Source organism: Paenibacillus sp. NPDC058174, from assembly GCF_042883865.1.
Lineage (GTDB): Bacteria > Bacillota > Bacilli > Paenibacillales > Paenibacillaceae > Pristimantibacillus.
Genome location: NZ_JBHVUY010000003.1, coordinates 161,926 through 184,087 on the forward strand (window position 1 = coordinate 161,926; position 22,162 = coordinate 184,087).

Genomic DNA, 22,162 nt, shown 5'->3' on the forward strand with positions numbered 1-22,162 from the left:
CGAACACGGAGAAGGAACTAAATACGTTCAGCTTTGCGGGACTGACACCAGCGGTGACAGGAACGATTAATGGAACAAACGTAACGCTGACTGTGCCGTACGGAACGAACGTAACTGCCTTGGCAGCAACATTCAGCAGCTCGGCAGGTTCGACCGTTAAGGTAGGAAACGTTGCTCAAGTGAGTGGAGTGACGCTGAATGACTATACGTCTCCGGTCATCTACACGGTGACGGCACAAGACGGCAGTACAAAGGATTACACAGTGACGGTCTCTGTTGCGTCGAACACGGAGAAGGAACTAAATACGTTCAGCTTTGCGGGACTGACACCAGCGGTGACAGGAACGATTAATGGAACAAACGTAACGCTGACTGTGCCGTATGGAACAGATGTAACTGCCTTGGCAGCAACATTCAGCAACTCGGCAGGCTCGTCTGTTAAGGTAGGAACTGTCGCTCAAGTGAGTGGAGTGACGTCGAATGACTATACGTCTCCGGTAATCTACACGGTGACAGCACAAGATGGCAGTACAAAAGATTACACAGTGACGGTCTCTGTTGCGTCGAACACGGAGAAGGAGCTGACTACGTTCAGCTTTGCGGGACTGACACCAGTGGTAACAGGAACAATTAATGGAACTAACGTAACGTTGACCGTGCCGTACGGAACGAACGTCACTGCCTTGGCAGCAACATTCAGCAGCTCGGCAGGCTCGACAGTCAAGATAGGAAACGCTGCTCAAACGAGCGGAGTAACGCCGAATGACTATACGTCTCCGGTCATCTACACGGTGACGGCACAAGACGGCAGTACAAAGGATTACACGGTGACAGTTACGGTAGCGTCGAATCCGTCACCAGGAGGCGGCAATGGAGGAAATGGAGGAAGCGGAGGTGCAGGCAGCGTTGATGCCGGACCTAAGGATTATGATGAAATTTTTGTAAAAGCAGGACAATCGGGGAGCTTCACTCGTAAAGGCGAAATCGCTCTTGCCATTCCGAACGGAGTATCGGAGCAGGATTTGACGCTTCAGGTAAGAAAGATCACTGACACAGCGAAGCTAGTAAACCATGGTGAACGTTTAGTTGGCCCCGTTTACGAGGTGCTGAAGAAATCATCAGGCACGATCGTGAAAAAAATGCTGATTTCGCTGAATTTTGATCCTGCCCTAATCAATGAAAACGAGAAGCCATCTATCTTCTATTATGATGAGGTTAATAAGAAGTGGATAGAGCTTGGCGGTGTTGTTGAGGGTAATAGCATTACAATGGAAACGAATCAATTCGCCAAGTTTGCTGTGCTGCCCGTTCTTAAAAAATCGGATGGCGGGACAACGTCTCCTCAGTTTATAGATATACAGGGGCATTGGGCTTCAGCTGCAATTATTCAAGCAGCATCGTTAGGAATTACTTCGGGGTACTCAGACGGCTCGTTCCGGCCGAATGCACCGATTACGAGAGCAGAATTCGCAGTTTTGCTCGTTAAGGCACTTCAAATTCAGGGTGAAGGTTCAGAATTACGTTTCACGGATAACGAAGCGATAGGAAACTGGGCCAAACATTATATCGCTCTCGCGGTCAAGGAAGGAATCATTAACGGCTACTCTGACGGTACTTTCCGGCCGCACGGACTTATTACGCGCGCAGAGATGGCTGTCATGCTGGCCAATGCCCAACATATGAAGCCTGAGACAGCTGCAGTGACAACCTTTGCGGACGATGCGGATATTCCAGCTTGGTCGAAGGGTGCAATTACGGAGATCGCTGAGCAAGGAATCGTGCAAGGAAGAGGCGGCAATAAATATGCGCCGCTGGCGACCGCATCCCGAGCAGAAGCAGTCGTAGTTCTCTTGAAGCTAATTCAAATCGCAAACTAAGCAAATACAAAGCAGCCATTGACGACCGGTGAGTCGTTGATGGCTGTTTTAGTTTTCTAAATTATTGAATGATTCGGCCTTGTCCAGTAAAATAGGAGAAAAATCAGAAGAGGGTGCTTCCGGTGGCGAAATGGGATAACATGCTGTCTATGCTTTGGATGCTGCGCTCCGGAAGAAAATTTACTGCGGCGCAGATTGCAGACAGCTTGGAGATCAGCGTCCGTAGTGTGTACCGGTATATCGATGCACTATGTGCCAGTGGCGTACCTGTCGTGGCGGAAGCTGGCCATGATGGCGGTATTCACATTATGGACAGCTTCAAGGAAACGCCGCTGTTTTTCAACTCCGTAGAGCTCAAGGCGCTTGTAGACGCGTTTAAGTTTACGCAAGGGGCGGGCTATCCCTATACAGAGGAGCTGGAAAGTGCGCTGAAGAAGGTGGAGAGCGGACTGCATGAGGAGCAGCGCCATGAGCTGTCCCGTCAGACAAGCGGGCTGGATGTGATTGCGCCGTCGATTCCGCCATTTGTCGTGCCCTTGTTAAAGGACTTGGAGCAAGCGGCAAAGGAAGGACAAACGGTCCGTATCGCCTACCGCAAAGCGAATGCCGAGCAGGCTGAAGAGCGGGATGTTGATCCGCACGGATTAGCTTACGACCGGAATATATGGTATGCTGTCGCGTTCTGTCACCGGTCACAAGCGGTGCGGACGTTCCGTGTGGACCGTATGACGGGGCTGGAGCGGACAGAAGCACGCTTCGAAATACCGGAGCGGTTCTCCGCGTCAGACTACTTTCGAGACCAGTCTGAGCAAGGACGGGAATCGGCTGGGCCGCTCACCCTGATTCGAATTGGGGGAGAGCCTGACACATTGAACGCAGTTTGCAGCCATTGGCATTTGCGCCACTTTTTAAAGGAAAGGACCGATCAAGAGGCCAGGTTTCTGCTCGATGTCCCAACGATGAACAAGTACCTTCCAATGTATCTGATGACGTTCGGCAAGGCTATTCGTATTCTGGAGCCGCTGGAGCTGAAACAAGAGATTAAGAAAATTGCATACGGAATCGCCAAACATTATGATGCTGACGACACCAATTAAATCTTCACTGACAGCGGTTGTCAGTGAATCGGGTATACGATACAGGTAAGGCTAAGGCAGCCAAACGACAGCGTATAAAAGAAAGGTGTGTTCATCGATGCTGCAGCAATCCCATCAATTGTACGAATATCATGTTTGGGCGAACGATCAGTTATTTGCTCATATAGATGAGCTTCCAGAGGATGTATTTCATGCGGAGATAACGAGCGTCTTCCCGTCCGTTGCACAAACGCTGGGTCATATTTACTTATTTGATCAGCTCTATAGGCTTGTGCTCGCAGAAACCCCCAATGAGGATATTTTTCCGAGGATGCCAGGCTGGATGGAGGAAGCGAAGGGGAAAACCGCAGGTGAGATGCGGCAGCTGTTTGCGGGTGTCACCGAACAGTTCCGTGAGTTGCTGCGGCGTACGCCAAATCCTGACAAGGCAATGACAATTCAGCATCCAAAGTACGGCAGTCTTGATACTCGCTTCTCTGACATTCTGCAGCATGTGGTCAACCACGGAACCTATCATCGGGGTAATGTCACCGCAATGCTGAGGCAGCAGGGATATGTCGGCGTCCCGACGGATTATATGTTTTATTTGCTGGCTCTGCAGAAAAGCCAGCGATAAATTACCTCATTCATTTAAAACCTCTGTCCATTCAAAAAAAGCCTTAACCCTCTCACGAATCAGGGTTAAGGCTTTTCTATTCATTAATTCATTAAGCTAGGCGCGTCTTGAAGTCCTGATAGCCGAACTCGCGAACGACGCGGCAATCGCCGTCTTTGTCCTGCACGGCAATTGCCGGCAGAGGCATGCCGTTGAAGGTGTTCGTTTTGACCATGGAGTAGATCGCCATATCACCGAACACTAACCGGTCGCCGATCTTCAGCGGCTGATCGAAGGAATAATCCCCGATGACATCGCCCGTAAGGCAAGTTGGACCGCCGAGACGATACGTATGCGGCTTCTCGCCAGCTTCGCCCGAGCCGAAAAGCGGCGGACGATACGGCATTTCCAGCACATCCGGCATATGACAGGTTGCCGATGTATCTACGATCGCAATGTCAATGCCGTTCCGGTTCAAATCGAGAACGGAGGTAACCATGTAGCCTGCATTAAGCGCGATGGCTTCCCCTGGCTCAAGGTAGACCTTCAGACCGTACTTCTCCTGCATTCTGCGAATGCAAGCTTCCAGTCTCGGAATATCATAGTCTTCTCTTGTAATATGGTGGCCGCCGCCGAAATTGATCCATTCCATTTGCGGCAGAAACTCGCCGAATTTCTCTTCCACTGCATTCAGCGTCGTCTCCAGATCATCGGAGTTCTGCTGGCAGAGCGTGTGGAAGTGTAATCCGGACACGCCTTCAAGCAGCTCCGGTTGGAAATCTACCCGTCTTACGCCGAATCTTGAACCTGGCGAACACGGATCGTAGATTTCATGACCAACTTGCGTGGAGCATTCCGGATTGATGCGAACGCCTATTTTACAGCCTGCAGCAAGAGCTTTCGCTTTATACTTCTCCAACTGTGAGAAGGAGTTGAAAATAATGTGATCGCAGATCGCTACAATATCGTCGATCTCATCTTCACGGTAGGCAGGGGCAAAGACGTGATTTTCTTTGCCCATCTCCTCATGACCCAGTCGCGCTTCGTACAAGCCGCTTGCAGTCGTGCCGCTCAAATGTTTTCCGATAAGCGGGTACATGGTCGTCATGGAAAACGCCTTTTGCGCCAAAATAATTTTGGCTCCTGTACGCTCCATAATACCGCTCAAAATGTTCAAGTTTTTCTCGATCAGGGCTTCATCGACTACGAAACAAGGTGTCGGTAATTGCTCGAACCGCATCTTAGCGAACAAGCTCCGGCTTCTTCGTATCTTCAGGCAATGCGTCAACCAGTACGGGGTTGAAGTCTTCTACCCAAGGAAGGCCCCATTTGTTCAGCTCTTCCATGAATGGATCCGGGTTGAACTCCTCGACATTGTATACGCCTGGTTTATTCCATTTTCCAGTCATAACCATCGCTGCACCGATCATGGCAGGAACGCCAGTTGTGTAGGAGATGGCTTGGGAGCCCACTTCTTTGAAGCACTCTTGGTGGTCGCAAACATTGTAGACATAGTAAGTTTTGTCTTGGCCGTCTTTTTTACCTTTGAAAATGCAGCCGATGTTCGTTTTGCCCACTGTACGAGGTCCCAGGGAAGCCGGGTCTGGAAGTACAGCCTTCAGGAATTGAAGTGGAATGATCTGCTTGCCTTCGTATTCGATCGGCTCGATGGAAGTCATGCCTACATTCTCAAGCGCCTTCAAGTGCATGAGGTAGCTTTGACCGAACGTCATGAAGAAACGGATACGTTTCAGGCCAGGAATGTTTTGTGCAAGGGATTCCAGCTCTTCATGGTAAAGCAGGTACATATCTTTTTCGCCAACTTCAGCGAAGTCGTACGTGCGTTTGATTTCCATCGGCTTTGTTTCGATCCATTCGCCATTTTCCCAGTAGCGTCCGTTAGCAGATACTTCACGGATGTTGATCTCCGGGTTGAAGTTCGTTGCGAACGGATAGCCGTGGTCGCCGCCGTTGCAATCCAGAATGTCGATATATTCGATTTCGTCAAAATAGTGCTTCAATGCGTAAGCGGAGAATACGCCAGTTACGCCTGGGTCAAAGCCGCTGCCGAGCAGAGCTGTGATGCCCGCTTTTTCAAAGCGCTCACGGTAGTCCCATTGCCATTTGTATTCGAATTTCGCCGTATCTTCCGGCTCATAGTTCGCTGTATCCATGTAGTTTGTCTTAGTAGCCAAGCAAGCATCCATGATCGTCAGATCTTGATAGGGCAAAGCCAGGTTCATAACGATATCCGGCTTCACTTCGTTGATCAGAGCGATCAGCTCTTCTACATTGTTGGCATCGACTTGTGCAGTCGTAATTTTCGTTTTGCCGCCATCCAATTTAGCTTTGATCTCATCGCATTTGGATTTTGTACGGCTGGCAATGCAGATTTCCTCGAAAACTTCGCTGTTTTGAACGCATTTATGAATTGCTACTGATGCTACGCCGCCCGCGCCGATGACTAGTGCTTTTCCCATTTTTCATTCTCCTCATCCAAATAAAGTATTTTTTTATGCAAAACGGTAACAAAAAAAGCAAGCGAAATACGCCTCATGCGCATCACACTTGCTTGATATTTAAATTATTAAAAGACATGACTGGACATGCGTGCTCGCCAGTCCGCCACAAAACACATCGTTTCATGGAGAAGCCTTTAATATTCAAATATCATGTTAGGATCAGAGTCTATATAGCAAATAATTACTTTTACCACTCTTATTGACCGTTTCACAAGTTGACGTGCATATGCACTGGTTGTAAAGTAACCAACTTATAAAATTTGAGCTTTTAACTCAATCAATAAGGCAACGAAAGTTGCCAATCGGCATTTGACCCGGCTGTCCGTATGGCCTTAACTTCTTGGTGGAAGTGGTCAAAGATTATCTGCTTGGAAAGATCCTACATGACTGAATATTAGCTTTCCAAAATCATACCTCTGTATAATAGCAGGATAAAGTTTAATGAGCAAGAAAAATTTTTTGGTGGAGGTTATTTTATTTGCGGTGCTGAATAGCGCTCCTTGATACAGGCTGATTTCCCTATAGTTTGCCCGCAATTGAAGCCCGGATTTATGGTAATATAAGTAGACAACAACGCCATTTTTATTGCGCAATAACGCGAATTCATCAGCATTTTGAACTGGTAATTATTCAGCTGAACTCATAACGATAACAGGAAGACAATTTGACGGCCTTGCTTCACAGGCGATTTATGTTTTTTTTGTAAAGAAGATAAGGGTACGCCCTGCAGAAAGGGGAGCACGAATGAAAACAATTACAGTGAAACGTCTAACTGAAGCGTTCCAATTAGAAGTACTTGCAGGAGCCGACCGGATGGATCGTGTCATTTCCCGTCCGCGGACGCATAGACCGGGACTCGAGTTTGTCGGGTACTTCGATTTTTTCCCGATGGAACGGGTGCAAGTGCTGGGACGCAAGGAGATCAACTATTTGCTGACGCTGACTGTAGAGGAGCGGTTGCTTCATATCGGGAACATCGTGAAGTATCATCCGCCATGCTTTATTGTGACGTCAGGACAGCAGGAAATTCCTTATCTGACGCTGTTCTGCGAGCAGGAGGGCATACCGTTATTGCGTACACCAGAGAAGACGACGGAGTTTATTGCCAAGCTGGACGGCTATCTGGTCAAAGCGCTGGCACCGGAAGTGTCCATTCACGGCGTATGTGTAAATGTCTCGGGCATCGGCATTCTGCTGCGCGGCAAATCGGGAATTGGCAAAAGTGAGACCGCTCATACGCTGATCCGAAGAGGACATCGATTTGTTGCGGACGATATTGTCGTACTTAAGAAGCTTGGTCCGTCTACTCTTCTGGGCACACATAACGTGACAGCTCGTGAGTTTCTTGCCTTGCGCAGCGTTGGGCTGATCAATGTCGTACGCCAGTACGGACGCAGAGCTTTCCAAGATGAGACGCGAATTGTACTCGATATCGAGCTCTCTCCATGGCAGGAAAATTCGCTGAACAACGAGCTGGAGGTTATACCTCAGTTCACGGAATATCTCGGCGTTCAAATTCCGCATATTGAAATTCAGCTTCAGCCGGGGCGTGATGTGGCCGGATTAATCGAAGCAGCCGCGAATAACTGGTATTTGAAGCAGCACGGCTACAGTGCCGTTGATGAGTTTATGAAACGGGTCGAAGACGGTATGCAACAGCAGTGAATGCATGAAATTGCAGGGGAACGAGCGTTATGGCGTTCTCTTTTTTATTATCCCGCAAACAGAGATAGACAATTTCAATAGACAGATAGAACACCTTTATTAGGCAGAGCATTTACTTTTGCTTTGCAAAAGAGTAATTTTAAAACCAAGTTGATCAATTGGAATAATTTAGTTTTCATTCGCTTAGTCTTTTAATTTCAATAGCGGGGTGATTGTATGGGAACCGGTCAAGTCATTATTCGTGAGACTACGGCAAGTGATCTGCCTGAAATCGAAAGTCTGCTGCTGGATGCTTACGTGCAATATGCGCAGGTTTTGCCGGAGGAGGTGTGGTCAGGCTATCGGGAAGATATTTTATATAATGCCCGCAGCAGCGAAGCTTGGCATAAGCTCCATGCCGTGTATGAGAATAAGGTGGCGGGCAGCGTCTTCTTGTTCGGGCCATCCTTGTCAGAATCGGATATCGAGAAGCGCCGGGCCGGTGCTCCATTTGTCCGCTTGCTTGCTGTCCATCCGTCCGCAAGAGGCAAAGGCGTTGCTACAGCGCTCCTTCAGCATTGCGCTCGTCTATCTGCAGACCAGGGCAAGGATTATCTTTATCTGAACACATCGGATATGATGTCGGATGCGGTCCGTCTCTATGAGAATCTGGGATTTGAGCGGATTCCTGAGTTTGAGCGGAACAATTCGGGAATATGGATTAAAAGCTATAAATTGAATTTGCAAACGACGAGGCTGCTTCATGCTTAATACGTGTATGCTGGAAGGGGAGCGCTTCGGTCTAACGGACTGGAGCGTTCTTCTTTTTATTTTGCACGGAATCAGCGGCTGTATTGGTGTTTGCATGTGCACGTCCCATACAGCCGCCATGAGCATTATCGTTCTTTGGCATATCGGTTAGCTGGAACAGGCACACCCAGATTGCCGCGCAGCGTATCCGATTCATATTCCTTGCGGTAAATGCCTCTAGCTTGCAGGAGCGGAACAACCTCATCGACGAAGTCGTCTAATCCGCTCGGTACGGCAGCGCCAACAATAAAGCCGTCCGCAGCATCTTCTTCCAGCCACTGTTCAATAAGATCAGCCACCCTTTCTGGAGTGCCGATAAAGCCTGGGCGCGGTGTTGCGACGCGAAGAGCAACCTCACGTAAAGTTAGTTGTTCTTCTTTGGCTTGCCGTTTAATGATCTCATTGCCGCTGCGAATGCTCGGCCAATTATAAATATCAAGATCCTCGAACAGCGCGTCAAGCGGATACTGAGACAGGTCATGATGATTGAAGTACCGTCCTAAGTAATCAAGTGCTTTGTCCACCGTGACCAGATTGGCTACTTCCTGATATTTGCGTTCCGCCTCTTCAGTTGTCCGGCCTACAACGGGGCCAATGGCCGGGAAAATCTTGATAGCGTCAGGAGAGCGTCCGAAACCTGCTGCCCGGGCTTTAATATCGGCATAGAATGTTTTGGCGTCCTCAATGGATTCAAGGCCCGTGAAGACGGCATCGGCTTCCCTTGCAGCCAGCGCGCGGCCGTCTTCGGATGATCCCGCTTGAAAGATTACTGGCTGCCCTTGCTTGGAACGGGAAATGTTAAGCGGACCTCTGACGGAGTAATATTGGCCCTTATGATGGAGCGTGTGCAGCTTATCAGGATCGAAAAACTGTCCACTTTGCTTGTCCACCACAAACGCGTCGTCCTCCCAGGAATCCCACAATCCGCGAACGACATCCAGATATTCTTGTGCAATCTTATAACGCTCTTCCCGCTGGATATGATTTTCCTTGCCGAAGTTGGCAGCTGATCCTTCCATATAGGAGGTGACGAGATTCCAGCCCGCACGTCCGCGGCTGATTTGATCCAGCGAGGCGAATTGTCTCGCCACGTTAAAGGGTTCACTATAAGAGGTAGAGAGTGTGCCGACTAGACCGATGCGGGAAGTGACGGAGCCAATAGCCGACAGAAGGGTGAGCGGCTCGAAGCGATTAAGGAAATGCGGCAGCGATTTCTCTGTAATGTACAGTCCGTCTGCGATGAAGACAAGGTCAAACTTGCCCTCTTCCGCTTTTAATGCCTGTTTTTTATAGAAATCAATATTTATACTCGCATCAGGCGACACGTCGGGATGCTGCCAGTCCGTATGGCTGCCGCCTACTCCATGCAAGATAGCGCCAAGCTTAAGCTGTTTACGGCGGGACATTTGATTTCCTCCATTTCATCATATGAAATTAAACCTAAGGGATAAGTGGTATTTATAGTCGTGGAAAAAAGCAGTTGATTATATTAGTCTATCATTGGGAGTTTTTCCTCCGTTATAAAGCTTTTCAATGGATACATACAATTTTCTAATTGATGGTTTGTAGAACGCCCCTGCAATAGTTGAACGGAATAAGTCGGATGCTAAATGATATATCCTGCTAGTCTGAGTGAGAAGGGAGGTCGTTGGAATGAATATGCTTGAAAATTTAAATAGAGCATTAGCCTATATCGAACAGAATTTGGAGAATGAAGTGGATGAGCAGGAGCTAGCTAGACGTGCGTATTGCTCGGTGTATCATTTTAAAAGAATGTTCGCCTACTTGGCAGGCATACCGCTTCAAGAATATATTCGCCGCAGACGTCTAACGCTTGCTGCACTAGAACTGCAGAACAGTACGATGAAAGTAATTGATGTTGCCGTGAAGTATGGATACCATTCCCCTGATGCTTTTACACGAGCGTTCCAAAGTCAGCACGGGATGACACCTACAGAAATGAGAGCAACGAATCAGTCGCTCAAAGTATATCCGCCAATGACCTTTCGTCTAATGATTGGAGGAGGCGAACCGATGAAGTTTAGAATCGAGAATAAGGAAGCTTTTCAAGTGATCGGGATAACGAACCGGGTTACACCCATTGAGATGGGGGAGCATCCTGGTGTCGAACAAGTGTGGCGGTCGGTGAATCATGACACTTATGCCGAGCTGAAATCACTGAATAACGTGGAACCATTCGGAATGGCTCATGTGAATGTAGGAGAAGGGGCTGGACGCACGAAGGGTGATTACGATTATTATTTGGCCGTTTCGTCAACCGAGGCATGCCCTGACAAATTCACTCGCTTGCACGTACCGGCTGCGACATGGGTTGTGATCGATGTGAAAGTTCCGTGGGGACCGGAAAAATGGCAGCAAATTTATGGAGAATGGTTCCCCCGCTCTGGATATGAACAGATCGAGGGGCCTACTGTACAGGTTGGACCAGACATTCAGATCGGCGTAGAGAAGCAGATCATGACAGAAGAGGTTGCAGTGGAGTATTGGATACCTGTTAGGAAGGTTCGCTAGATATACCACGAAAATATAGACTAGGGCCATCCGGCAAAGGATGGCCCTTAGACTGTTCTATCGATTCATGCTTGGCGATTGATTTATATACTCTCGCACACTACTCGCTAATTAACGAATATGGCGAAATTTTGCGTATCCTCCAGGAGATCAGCATCGAGACAAGATAAGCTAAACCAGTTAGTACGATACACGTTATAATGGTCCATGCTGCGGGAGCAGGCAGGTTGGTTTTTACAATACCCGCACCGCGCATAAACAAAGACAGTATCGGATTTAAGCCGAAATATCCGCCTGAACTGCCGAGGATCGTTCCAATTAGAATAATTGGCGTATAATGAAATGCGGTTTGATTCATCAACTGAAAGGTAGTAAAGCCTAAGGCCTTTTGTAAACCGAGCTCACGCTTTTTGCGGAGAATCATCGTCTTAATGACCATGTACAAAATCAGTAGCACCACCAGCATGGTGACAGCAAGCATTCCTGCGGCAACAACGGCAAAAATATCGCCAATCTGGCTAAATTGTGTACGGATTAGCTCTTTTGTGTTCACGGCATAGCTAAAAATATTGCCTTCTGCCGCTTTTACGCTTTGAAGAAATGCAGTCGTATCCGTGCCAGCTGCGAGATACACACAAATCTGATCAAAGGTGAAATCCGGTTTGATTGTAAGAATGCCGTCATAGGTCATCATCATATTGAGGCCGCCGCTGCTCATGCTTTGAATGAATCCGGTGATGATAAACTCTTTTTCCTGACCGCCCGCATTTACCATAACCGCATCACCGATCTTCTTGCCAGCCGCCGCCGCAAAGGTGTATCCGACAGCCACCTCATTGTCATGCTTAGGGTAACGCCCCTCGAACAGCATATTCACTTCGCGCTGCCCGAAATCCTTCGTAATGAAGCCGGAGACATCGATGTTTTCCGCGACCAGTGGAATGTGCTGATAACCGAACGCCTTGCGTACCTCTGGCCGCTGCTGCAGCTTTCGTACAACCTCATCGGTAAGGCTCCGGTCTTTCAGAACAAAGGCGGCATCTGCATTCTCGCCTGCAATCATCGACAGAAAAACATCCGGTTTAACCCCAATATTATAATAAACGGACATTCCTGCGACTGAAGCGAAGGACATCGCTGCGATGACCACGATAACCATAACAGCCTGCTTCTTGCTCTGCATAAGCTGCTTCATAGCCAGAATAAGGGGTAGGGGACCTTGTGTTTTTTCAAGCAAAAGCGTGTTTCGCTTGAAGCTGTGCGTGTGCAGTCCGCCGCGCAAAGCAATCAGAGGAGGGAGCTTGAAAATACGTTTCACAGCCCATAAGGATACCGCCAGCACCAGAAAAAGGATAAACAACAAGGATTTGAACGCTAATCCAGCATCCAGACCAGGCTTCCAGATCAATGCTGATTGAGACTCCATAATTGCTGCCAGAATAGGCAGTAAGAGCTGCGATGCGGCGATTCCGATCAGTCCGCCAGCTAAGGCGATGCTTGAGAATTGCAATACGATGGAAAGCATGATCTGACTGCTTTTATAACCCAATGCCTTCAACGCACCGATGTTTGTCATGCCCTCATCGATGTTGTTGACAATGCCGAAGTGAATAACAATCAGGCTGACGATCAGCATAATTAGTGCAAAGGCTGTAATCAGCAAGGCGGTGATAGAGACCGTTGACCGTGCCTCTTTTGCCGCATTATAACTAAGGGCAAACACAAAGGGCGATGATACATTTTTCATTTCCTCAGTATGATAAAATGCTTTCTCATAATCCAGCTGAGCCTGCGTCCCCAAGCTGCTTTTTTCCATCCGGGCCGTCTGTAAATAGCTCTGGCTATCCGGAAACCGGGCGGACATTGCTGCGAACGCTTTATCCGGCACATAAAAACGATATAAATCACTCATCAGAGCGCCGAAAGTAATCTCTTCGGTGAAACCGGCAATGGTGAAATGCAGCTCTTGGCCGTCAAAGTTCAGCCGGTAGTCATCGCCGAGACGATAATCGCCTGCGACCTTCATAATGTAAGGGACATAAATACCGTTATTTTCGAGGGGCAGCGATTCCCCTACCAGCCTGAATGGGTTCATCGACGAGCGGTCGTTGGCGTTTTGAAAAATAACGGCGGCAACGTTTTTAGATCCGTGCATAAAGTATTCGCCGTAATCCGCTAATACAGCCAGCTTCTCCGCTTCGTTGACGCCGGGATACCGCTTCAGCCAGTCCAGCTGCTCCTCTTTGGTGTACTCGGATTTTTGCAGGACGGTGAGATGGGGGGTGTGGCGCTGCTCGGCCCGGATATCGAAAAACTTGTCAAAGTTCAGCAGCATCACCAAGCCTGCATTCAGAAACAGAACCGCGATGAGGACAAAGAGGAGCAGGCTGCCCGCCTGACTTTTGTTTTTACGGATATTCGCAGCAGCCAGCATCATAATCTTCCGCACTCTACCACCCCATCTCTTGCAAAAAGGAGCTTAGCTTCTCATGCCGTTCCCTGTCACCGCTGACATACTTGCCTAGCTGGCATTCGCCGCATACGACCCCATCCCGCAGGTAGATAATGCGGTTGCCGCGCCGCGCCGATTTCAAATCATGGGTGACCATCACAATGCTTTGTCCCTGCTCGTTTACTTCCGTCAGCGTGTCCAGAACGGCTTTGCCAGAGGCCGAATTGAGCGCGCCTGTCGGCTCGTCTGCAAACAAAATTTCCGGGTTATTGATTAACGCACGAACGATAGCAGCACGCTGTGCTTCGCCCCCCGACACTTGAGCAGGGAATTTGCGCCACATCGTCTCATCAAGATTTAACCGAAGCAGAAGCTGCTTCGCCCGCTGGATGACCGCCTTATGGTTTCTCGTGACCAGCAGGCCGCTGGCTATGATGTTATCCAGAATGCTCATATTGTCCATGAGATAGATTTGCTGAAAAACAAAGCCGCAGTGATTCCGCCGGAATACGGCAAGCTTGTCGTTGGAGAGCTTGGATATTTCTTGATCGCCGAAATAGATTTCACCTAGCGTCGGCTTATCCATGCCGGAGAGCGCATAGAGCAGCGTCGATTTCCCGGCCCCGGATGACCCCATAATAACGGTAAAATCTCCACTGGTAATTTGAACGTCCAGATTTTTCAGAACATGCTGCTGGTTTCCGCCAATGGAAAACGTTTTGCACAGCTTCTTCGTCGATAAAATAGCTTTTTGCATGTATGAACCTCCTAAGCAAACTAAAAAATGAGACTGTATCTCTGTACAGCCTCATTATGTCACGCCCTTTCTTAATGGGTCTTTGCCGGTTCCTTAACCAATTCTTAAATCGGCAACGATATCGAATTTACTCCGCCAGGCGCAGCATTAATATAACGGTGAAGCCGTCCTTCTGCTTTTTAACATGGAGTTCGCCTAACATTTTCTCCGTCAAATAGCTGCTGATGTACAGCCCGAGTCCGTAACCGCCGACACCTTCTGCATTTTTCCCGCGGTAATATTTGTTGAACAGGAGGGGGAGCTCTTCAGAGGGGACGCCGTCCCCGTAATCAGCAATCTCCAGGACGAGGAAGCCGTCTTCGATAGTTGTGCTGATCGCAATCGGTGTTCCCGCATACTTGTAGGAATTGCTGATCAGGTTATCGAGCACCTGCTGCAGCCGCGATACATCGGCCACAATGAAGCAATCCGGAATGTCATACGGCTTTACCCGGAACTCATAATCCGCATTTCGGATTAAGTCTGGCAGGGTGGTGCTTGGCATCTCGGCGACCGTCACCGTCAGCTCCTGAAGCTCCTTCATGGTTGTGTCGAACAGGTTGGTCAGCAGAGCTTCGATTTGATCGGCTTTCATTCCGATGGCCATTAGCTGTTCAGCAGCCCGCTCGCTCCCGGCAGTCACAAGCATAAGCTCAGACACTGCTTTTATAGATGCAAGAGGCGTTTTAATATCGTGGCTTAATGAGGCGACAAGCTCTTTTTTGCTTTGATTGGCTTTCCGTTCACTTTCACGAGCAAGATGCAGCTGTTCCCGCATCATATCAAAGCTTTCGGTAAACACGCCGAAAATATTGGACCGGTCGATTGCTAACGGAACATCAAGATTTCCTGCTGCAATGTTGCCCGCAAACCTTTTCATCTTATGAAACGGGCGGATGATCGTATGGTTCAAATAAGCCGTATAGACGAGATAGACGGCCAATAATAAGGCTAGAAAGCTCATGTAGGCGATAATCAAAGTCGTTCGATAGGCTTTCCAAGTGACGGCTGTATCGTTATAAAAGACGACTTTTCCTACAATCTGACCGCCTTTGTCGATGTCCACAAGCGTGTCTCTGTTGCGAATCGCATAATTGATGCTCTCATATTGTCCATTCCGAGTAGAGGCGATAAGCTGGCCTTTTGAATCGACAACAGCATAATCGAATTCATAAGGTAATTCCGGCAAGCTTGCTGTATCCTGCACCTGCAGCCAGTTGTCCGAGACGGTTTTGACGATATCATTGGCTTGAACGAGGTCTAGCTGCGCAACCGGCGCAGTGCGGAACAGATACAGGGGGAAAAGAACGCCAACAGCAAGAAGCGTTAGAGCAAGCACAAGCAGCGGCTTGATCCTCATGACTTGTCCTCTTCGAATACGTAGCCTGTACCCCATACGGTTTTGATATAGCGGGGTTCATTCGGATTTTGTTCAATCTTCTCGCGCAGGCGGCGGATATGAACGTTTAACGTATTGTCTCCGGCGATGTAATCCTCCCATACCTTTCGGAAAATTTCATCTTTGGAAACGATACGGTTTTTATTTTCAACCAGATAGGTCAGCAGCTTATACTCCATAGACTTGAGTGTGATTTCCTGTCCTTGGACGAACACACGTCTTAACTCATAATCGATTTTGATTCCGCCGGAAATGACCGATTTCACATCCTGGGCCTGATACCGCTTCAGAACGGCTTTTACTTTGGCCAGCAGCACGGAGAGGGAATACGGCTTTTTAATATAATCATCTCCGCCAATATTTAAGGCGAGCAGCATATCGTCATCGCTTGTGCGGGCGCTAATGAACAGGATCGGCACACTGATCGTCTCGCGAAGTCTTTTGCACAGGTCAAAGCCCGAGGAATTGCCTAAGTTAATATCGAGTAAGATGACTTCCGCAGAATTTTCTTGAAAAAAATTCAGACAGGCCGTGGAATCGGCGACCCAGGCTGTTTTCACGCCAAATAGATTAAAATACTCGCAGGTGCTTTGAGAGAGGACATCCTCGTCATCTACAATTAAGCAGTCATATTTCACGTGATAGCTCCTCCAGTCTTTATCCAGCTACAACTATTGTCATGCTATCTTCATTATTCGATACTGTTGGATGATCTGCAAGACTCGGTACGCTTGAGCTCTAAAAATATAGACAAAAAGAGGGAGGAGCTTAGAAGCTCTTCCCTCGGTTTAGTCTTGCCAGAAAAGGTATGGCGGTCATACTTTGCGAGTTCAGGCTGCCATTGGCTGCAGCAATCAGCGGATCAAAATGTAAAAGTACATGTGGGATGCCGGTTTTTCGGCGATTTATCGCTCCAAAATGCAAATGTGCATTTTGTTTGGGCGTTATAGAGCCTTTTCAGCCGTTATAGCCATTTCTAAATGTACTTTTGCATTTTGACAGCTGTTTTGGAGCTTTTGAGGCTGAACAACATGCAAATTTGCATGTTGTTCCTCATTTCAGGGGGGAATGCAGAAAGAGGGAGGAGCTTTTCACAAGCTCCTCCCTCTTTCTGCGTTTATTCAGCGCCATATGGATCGATCGTTTGAATCGTGCCATCAGCGTTGTACTTCAGCTCTGTATACTTCACGCAGCGCTTGTTGTCGGCACCGCCGGACAGGGAGCTGTCGTGGTAGAACAGATACCATTTGTCCTGGAATTGGACAATCGAATGATGGGTCGTCCAGCCAATGACCGGCGTCAGAATCGTGCCTTGGAAAGTGAAAGGCCCGTACGGATTGTCGCCAATAGCGTAGACGAGCTTATGCGTGCTGCCTGTCGAATACGAGAGATAATATTTGCCGTTGTACGTATGCATCCATGGACCTTCGAAGTACCGTCTATCCTCGTCACCCGCTAAAATCGGCTGGCCGGAAGAATCGACAATTGAAATCTCGCGTGGTGTTTCTTTGAAGGTCAGCATGTCGCCAGACAGCTCGGCCACTCGCGGACCCAAGGCAGGCGCTTCGGAAGCGGGCCCTTCAGCATCCCCGATAAATTCGCCGGTCTGCCATTTCTCCAGCTGTCCGCCCCATAAGCCGCCGAAGTACATGTAGGCTCTATCGCCATCAACGAGGACAGCCGGATCGATGCTGAAGCTGCCGGGAATGTAGTCTGGCTGCGGCACGAACGGCCCGGCTGGCGACGAGCTGGTTGCTACGCCGATCCGGAAGATATGGTCGTGATCACGCGCCGGGAAGAACAGGTAATAGGTATCGTTCTTGTAAGCTGCGTCCGGTGCCCACAATTGCTGCTTCGCCCACGGAATATCGCGCAGATGAAGCACTTCACCGTGGTCAACGCAAGGGGAGTTCTCGTCCTCCAGCGACAGCACATGGTAGTCCTCCATGTCGTATTGATCGCCGTTGTCATTCGATATTTGTTCATGATTCAGGTCATGCGACGGATAAATGTATAGCTTGCCCTCGAATACATGAGCCGAGGGATCGGCGGTATAGATATGGGTAACAAGCGGTTCATTCCGCTTAACAGCGTTCTTCAATGTCAGACCATCCCCTTATCTGAGAAATCGTGTTCACCCTTTATTTTAGCCACTTTTTCTAGTGCCCGGCATCCTAATATGTTTATGAATAATACCAAAATCTTTAGTTGTTTGCCCGTTGTTTGTCCAGCAACAATCAATTGACACTCCATTTTGAATGAGGTACGTTGAACCTAGAACCTACTGAAGCGAGGATTGGTTGCATGTGAGAACGTGGGCGGACCGGATCAACAATTTACGCGAGATTAATACGCTGAGAAATCAGATTTTCGTCGGTTTTACGCTAACCATGATTCTCGTACTGATCTTTGCGGGTGCGTTTATTTATGGTGAAGTTTCCGTATTGCTCAAGCAAAGCGCGGAAAAACATATTCAGCAGACCGCGATTCAGGCTAACGGCCGATTGGATGTGCTACTTGAACAAATCGATTCGCTGACCACTCAGGTGGTGACGGATTCCTATGTACAGAAGCTGCTGCTAAAAGAAGCGAAGGGAATGCCGTCCAATTTTAACGAACGCCAGTCCTTGCTCCAAATCGCCAACAATTATATGGCCTACTCCGCCGGCATAAGCTCGCTTGAGCTGTACACGCTGGATAACAGACGGCTGTTTCCCCTTGATGATTCAAGTATAAAACGCATTTCTGTGAATGCGCTTACACGAGCGGATGAAAAGAAAGGACGCATTGCCTGGGTAGGCATCGATCCCCGCGTGCCGGACTCGGTGCTTGCAATCCGGCGTATCAATCTGCTGGATAATTCCTATTTGCCTGGCGGCTATTTAGTCGTTCATGTATACCGCGAGTACTTCAATATGTATGAGTCAGAGACGGAGAAGGAGGAGAAGAATCCGTTCAGAAGCAGGGAGTTAATGCTGCTCAGCGATAGCGAAGGCAACCCGATTATTTCCGATATCGACGATGAGGCAGCGAAGGCGGTGCTTGCGCAAACAGGCAGCACGGTTACTCTTGAGCAGGAATCGATGCTTGCCGTCAGGCAGCATTCCAAACTGGCGGACTGGAAGCTGGTGCTGCTTATGCCGGTCGAGGCGGCGACAGAAGGCATTTCCGTGCTGCGAACCGCCATTTATGTGTCCATCGGCATCGCTGCTCTAGCTTTTCTGCTGTTAACACTGCCGCTCTCTACGATGATCACCCGTCCGATCCAGCAGTTGATGAGAAGCATGCGGCGTGCCCGGTTTGGCGGACTGAGAGTCATTCCGGCAGGCCGCAACTACTTCCGGACGCTGGAAATCAACGAGCTGAACAACACGTACAACCAGATGGTCACCCATATGAATGAACTGATCCAAGTCGTGTATGAGAAGGAAATTACGCAGAGCCGTACAGAGCTCAAGGCACTGCAGGCGCAGATCAATCCGCATTTTCTGTTCAACACGCTGGAGGCTTTCTATTGGTCGCTGGAGGAAAAAGAAGAAAGCGAGCTTGCGCAGACGATTCTCGCCATGTCCGGACTATTCCGGTATGTTATTGGCAGTGCGGCTGACAACGACGAAAAGGTTACGATTCGCGATGAGCTGGAGCATGCGCAGCGTTACTTGCAAATTATGAAGATGCGGCTGATCGACCGGCTGCAATGGAGCATCGAGGCAGATGAACAGCTGCTGCAGGTTCCGATTCCTAAGCTGATTATCCAGCCGTTAGTAGAGAATGCGATTCTGCATGGCGTGGAAAGCCGGATTACGCCAGGCTCGGTCACAATCCGTGTATTTTCAGCCAAACCCGGCTTTGCGACCATTGCTGTAATCGACGACGGAGTGGGTATGGACGCAGAGGCATTGGCCAAGCTCATGCAGAGCATCGAGGGTGTCCCTTCCCAAGAACTCAAAAAGGGAGCAGGGGTTGCCATGTCCAACGTGCAGCGGCGGCTTAAGCTGTATTACCGGAACACACTGGAACGTGAGCGCGGAAGCGGCTTGCAAATCGACAGCAGGGCAGGCGCAGGAACGACAGTAAGCTTTGACATTACGATCCCCCCAGAAGGAGATGGACTGTCTTGAGAACGATATTGATTGTGGATGATGAACCACGCACAAGACTGGGCATACAGAAGACGCTTCTCGCATGGTCGGCAGGCGAACACCGGATCGAGAGTGCGGCCAGCGGGGTTGAGGCGCTGGAATGGCTGGAAACGAATACAGCGCATATTATCATTACCGATGTGAGGATGCCTGAGGTCGACGGTCTGCAAATGCTGGAGCGGGTGGCTTCGCGCAGTCAGCTGCCTGTTGTCATTGTCATTTCCGGCTATGCCGAATTTGAATATGCGAAGAAATCGCTGCAGCTCGGCGTGTTCGAATATATTCTCAAGCCTCTCGACAAATCGATCTTGATTGATGCGGTGCAAAGAGCGCTTGCGGTCGACAGCGGCAGGGAGCGCTTGGATGCGATGGAGAAGCTTGTGGACCACAAGCTTCTTGAAGTAGGCCGTGATGAAGCGCGGTATGGGACATCGATTAAAGACGCCATCAGTTATATCTATAACCACCTGCATGAATCGATCAGCATGAAGCAAGTAGCGGAGCAGCTGCACTTGAATGCAAGCTATTTCAGCGTGCTGTTTAAGGAACAGACCGGTGTTACCTTCAGCGACTATCTGACACGGAGAAGACTGCAGAAAGCGAAGGAGCTGCTGGTGACGACAAGAATGCCGATCTGGGAAATTGCCGAGAGGGTCGGCTACCAGACGGATAAATATTTTATCAAAGTATTCAAAGACAATGAGGGGACGAGTCCCAGCCAATACCGGCATCAAGTGCTGGACACCGATTCGTCGATCCAATAAAAGTGGAATTTCTCCCAATCGCAGGTTCCTTATACGCTTATACGACACGCTCTATAATGATGACAGCGGTTACAAAGTAACTGTAAGCGTATAAAAGGGAGGATAAAGATATGAAACGCTTTTTAGCTGCAACCACTGCAATTATCTTGTTAACCTCGGTTCTCGCTGCTTGCAGCGGGAACACAAACTCTCCTAGCAACGGAGCAACAAATCAGCCAGGCAGCAGTTCTGAGCCTGCGGCGACCGACAAACCCAAAGAAAAGGTCACCATCAACCTCTGGAGCTTCACCGATGAAATTCCCAACATGACGACTAAGTATCTTCAAGCCCATCCGGATGCGAATGTCGAGTTCAAGACGACGGTAATCGCAACGACAGATGGAGCTTATCAACCGGCTCTTGACCAGGCCCTCGCTGGCGGCGGCAAGGATGCACCGGATATTTATGCGGCCGAAGCTGCTTTCGTCCTCAAGTATACACAAGGGGATGCGGCCGGCTATGCGGCTAATTATGCCGATCTCGGTCTTGACGATGGAATGGTGAAAGACGCTGGAATCGCTCAATACTCCGTGGATATCGGCAGCAAGGACGGCCAGCTGAAAGGCCTTGCTTATCAAGCGACTGGCGGCGCCTTTATCTATCGCCGTTCGATTGCGAAAGATGTTTTTGGCACGGATGATTCCGCAGCCATTAAGAACGAAGTAGGTCCCGGCTGGGATAAGTTTTTCGATGCAGCAGCCAAGCTGAAGGCTAAGGGCTATGGCATCGTTTCGGGCGACGGCGACATCTGGCACCCGATCGAGAACAGCTCGGATGCAGGCTGGATTGTCGACGGCAAGCTTAATATTGATCCGAAGCGCGAACAGTTCCTTGATCTGTCCAAGAAGCTGAAGGACAACGGCTATCATAACGATACGCAAGACTGGACGGAAGCTTGGTACGCGGATATGTCCGGCACCGGCAAACAGCCGATCTTCGGCTTTTTCGGTCCAGCTTGGCTCATTAACTACGTCATGAACGGTCAAGTGAAGGATACGAATGGCGATTGGGCCGTTACAGAGCCGCCGACGGGCTTCTTCTGGGGCGGTACTTGGCTCCTTGCTAACAAGGACGTGGCTAAAAATGATGCGAAAAAAGCAGCCGTTGCTGATTTTATCAAATGGGTTACGCTGGATACTTCCGAGACAGGTCTTCAATATTATTGGGCGAACGGCACGATGAAGGATGGCGAGCAAGGTACGAAGGACAGCGTGGCATCGTCTGTCGTCATGTCCAAATCCAATGGCGAAGTTGAACTGCTTGGCGGACAAAATATGTTTGACGTATTTGTTCCGGCCAATTCCAATGCATCAGGCAAAAACCTTACCCAATACGATGAGTCGATCAACATTTTGTGGCGCGGACAAGTGCGCGAATATACGGCAGGCAATAAGACCCGCGAGAAGGCATTAGCGGACTTTAAGCAGCAAGTGAAGGATCAACTGGGCATCGACAGCAACTAATACGGCGCCACAGGGGCGGAATACCGCCCC

Annotated in this window: 17 protein-coding genes; 9 read left to right on the forward strand and 8 right to left on the reverse strand. The window is 49.1% G+C overall.

What is annotated here, in order from left to right:
* The 3 genes from ACFVVF_RS16935 to ACFVVF_RS16945 form a co-directional block, all read left to right on the forward strand.
* On the forward strand, positions 1–1,877 hold a 1,877-nt coding region (locus ACFVVF_RS16935), incomplete at its 5' end, for an S-layer homology domain-containing protein (RefSeq protein WP_387811895.1).
* Between the two features lie 122 nt (positions 1,878–1,999).
* On the forward strand, positions 2,000–2,974 hold the full coding sequence (locus tag ACFVVF_RS16940; RefSeq protein ID WP_387811898.1) for a helix-turn-helix transcriptional regulator: 975 nt from the start codon (positions 2,000–2,002) through the stop codon (positions 2,972–2,974).
* Positions 2,975–3,071: 97 nt separating this feature from the next.
* A complete protein-coding gene (locus tag ACFVVF_RS16945) occupies positions 3,072–3,590 on the forward strand; it encodes a DinB family protein (protein WP_387811901.1) in 519 nt (172 codons plus the stop codon).
* Between the two features lie 91 nt (positions 3,591–3,681).
* Here ACFVVF_RS16945 and nspC read toward each other — a convergent pair whose 3' ends face one another.
* Together nspC and ACFVVF_RS16955 are read right to left on the reverse strand one after the other, a co-directional pair.
* The gene (gene nspC, locus ACFVVF_RS16950; protein ID WP_387811904.1) at positions 3,682–4,809 is read right to left on the reverse strand and encodes a carboxynorspermidine decarboxylase; all 1,128 of its coding nucleotides are present in this window, start codon (positions 4,807–4,809) and stop codon (positions 3,682–3,684) included.
* Between the two features lies 1 nt (position 4,810).
* Entirely contained in the window at positions 4,811–6,049 is a 1,239-nt protein-coding gene (locus tag ACFVVF_RS16955; protein WP_387811906.1) for a saccharopine dehydrogenase family protein, read from the reverse strand.
* Between the two features lie 786 nt (positions 6,050–6,835).
* Between ACFVVF_RS16955 and hprK the strand changes: the two genes are divergently transcribed.
* Positions 6,836–7,756 carry an HPr(Ser) kinase/phosphatase gene (hprK, locus tag ACFVVF_RS16960; protein WP_387811909.1) on the forward strand — a complete coding sequence of 307 codons (921 nt, stop codon included), beginning with the start codon at positions 6,836–6,838 and terminating at the stop codon, positions 7,754–7,756.
* Positions 7,757–7,972: 216 nt separating this feature from the next.
* Complete coding sequence (locus ACFVVF_RS16965; protein ID WP_387811913.1) at positions 7,973–8,506, forward strand: GNAT family N-acetyltransferase; 534 nt, start codon at positions 7,973–7,975, stop codon at positions 8,504–8,506.
* Between the two features lie 125 nt (positions 8,507–8,631).
* Here the strand turns inward: ACFVVF_RS16965 and ACFVVF_RS16970 are convergent, their stop codons facing one another.
* Positions 8,632–9,951 (reverse strand): LLM class flavin-dependent oxidoreductase, encoded by a 1,320-nt coding sequence (locus ACFVVF_RS16970; protein WP_387811916.1) that lies wholly within the window; start codon positions 9,949–9,951, stop codon positions 8,632–8,634.
* Positions 9,952–10,198: 247 nt separating this feature from the next.
* Between ACFVVF_RS16970 and ACFVVF_RS16975 the strand changes: the two genes are divergently transcribed.
* Positions 10,199–11,077, forward strand: a complete 879-nt coding sequence (locus tag ACFVVF_RS16975) for an AraC family transcriptional regulator (RefSeq protein ID WP_387811919.1) — start codon at positions 10,199–10,201, stop codon at positions 11,075–11,077.
* 100 nt (positions 11,078–11,177) lie between these two features.
* Here the strand turns inward: ACFVVF_RS16975 and ACFVVF_RS16980 are convergent, their stop codons facing one another.
* The 5 genes from ACFVVF_RS16980 to ACFVVF_RS17000 all read right to left on the reverse strand — a co-directional run bounded on the left by ACFVVF_RS16980 (position 11,178) and on the right by ACFVVF_RS17000 (position 17,825).
* The gene (locus ACFVVF_RS16980) at positions 11,178–13,526 is read right to left on the reverse strand and encodes an ABC transporter permease (protein ID WP_387811921.1); all 2,349 of its coding nucleotides are present in this window, start codon (positions 13,524–13,526) and stop codon (positions 11,178–11,180) included.
* A 1-nt stretch (position 13,527) separates the two neighbouring features.
* Positions 13,528–14,286, reverse strand: coding sequence for an ABC transporter ATP-binding protein (locus tag ACFVVF_RS16985; RefSeq protein WP_387811924.1), 759 nt, complete (start codon positions 14,284–14,286; stop codon positions 13,528–13,530).
* 127 nt (positions 14,287–14,413) lie between these two features.
* Positions 14,414–15,685, reverse strand: a complete 1,272-nt coding sequence (locus tag ACFVVF_RS16990) for a sensor histidine kinase (protein WP_387811927.1) — start codon at positions 15,683–15,685, stop codon at positions 14,414–14,416.
* Positions 15,682–16,362 (reverse strand): response regulator transcription factor, encoded by a 681-nt coding sequence (locus ACFVVF_RS16995; protein ID WP_387811930.1) that lies wholly within the window; start codon positions 16,360–16,362, stop codon positions 15,682–15,684. Before ACFVVF_RS16995 ends, ACFVVF_RS16990 begins: the two co-directional genes overlap by 4 nt.
* Positions 16,363–16,841: 479 nt before the next feature.
* Complete coding sequence (locus ACFVVF_RS17000; protein ID WP_387811933.1) at positions 16,842–17,825, reverse strand: glycoside hydrolase family 43 protein; 984 nt, start codon at positions 17,823–17,825, stop codon at positions 16,842–16,844.
* Between the two features lie 205 nt (positions 17,826–18,030).
* Here ACFVVF_RS17000 and ACFVVF_RS17005 point away from each other — a divergent pair, with 205 nt between their 5' ends.
* The 3 genes from ACFVVF_RS17005 (at position 18,031) to ACFVVF_RS17015 (ending at position 22,132) form a co-directional block, all read left to right on the forward strand.
* A complete protein-coding gene (locus tag ACFVVF_RS17005; protein ID WP_387811940.1) occupies positions 18,031–19,845 on the forward strand; it encodes a cache domain-containing sensor histidine kinase in 1,815 nt (604 codons plus the stop codon).
* Positions 19,842–20,630 (forward strand): response regulator transcription factor, encoded by a 789-nt coding sequence (locus ACFVVF_RS17010; protein ID WP_387811944.1) that lies wholly within the window; start codon positions 19,842–19,844, stop codon positions 20,628–20,630. Before ACFVVF_RS17005 ends, ACFVVF_RS17010 begins: the two co-directional genes overlap by 4 nt.
* A gap of 110 nt (positions 20,631–20,740) precedes the next feature.
* The gene (locus ACFVVF_RS17015) at positions 20,741–22,132 is read left to right on the forward strand and encodes an ABC transporter substrate-binding protein (RefSeq protein ID WP_387811947.1); all 1,392 of its coding nucleotides are present in this window, start codon (positions 20,741–20,743) and stop codon (positions 22,130–22,132) included.
* The last annotated feature ends 30 nt before the right edge of the window (positions 22,133–22,162 follow it).

Bases quoted from the DNA above. Each gene is read 5' to 3' on its own strand.
- ACFVVF_RS16945 (WP_387811901.1), top strand. From the start codon at position 3,072: ATGCTGCAGCAATCCCATCAATTGTACGAATATCATGTTTGGGCGAAC.
- ACFVVF_RS16955 (WP_387811906.1), bottom strand. From the start codon at position 6,049: ATGGGAAAAGCACTAGTCATCGGCGCGGGCGGCGTAGCATCAGTAGCA.
- ACFVVF_RS16990 (WP_387811927.1), bottom strand. From the start codon at position 15,685: ATGAGGATCAAGCCGCTGCTTGTGCTTGCTCTAACGCTTCTTGCTGTT.
- ACFVVF_RS16985 (WP_387811924.1), bottom strand. From the start codon at position 14,286: ATGCAAAAAGCTATTTTATCGACGAAGAAGCTGTGCAAAACGTTTTCC.
- hprK (WP_387811909.1), top strand. From the start codon at position 6,836: ATGAAAACAATTACAGTGAAACGTCTAACTGAAGCGTTCCAATTAGAA.
- ACFVVF_RS17015 (WP_387811947.1), top strand. From the start codon at position 20,741: ATGAAACGCTTTTTAGCTGCAACCACTGCAATTATCTTGTTAACCTCG.
- ACFVVF_RS16975 (WP_387811919.1), top strand. From the start codon at position 10,199: ATGAATATGCTTGAAAATTTAAATAGAGCATTAGCCTATATCGAACAG.
- ACFVVF_RS16970 (WP_387811916.1), bottom strand. From the start codon at position 9,951: ATGTCCCGCCGTAAACAGCTTAAGCTTGGCGCTATCTTGCATGGAGTA.
- ACFVVF_RS16965 (WP_387811913.1), top strand. From the start codon at position 7,973: ATGGGAACCGGTCAAGTCATTATTCGTGAGACTACGGCAAGTGATCTG.
- nspC (WP_387811904.1), bottom strand. From the start codon at position 4,809: ATGCGGTTCGAGCAATTACCGACACCTTGTTTCGTAGTCGATGAAGCC.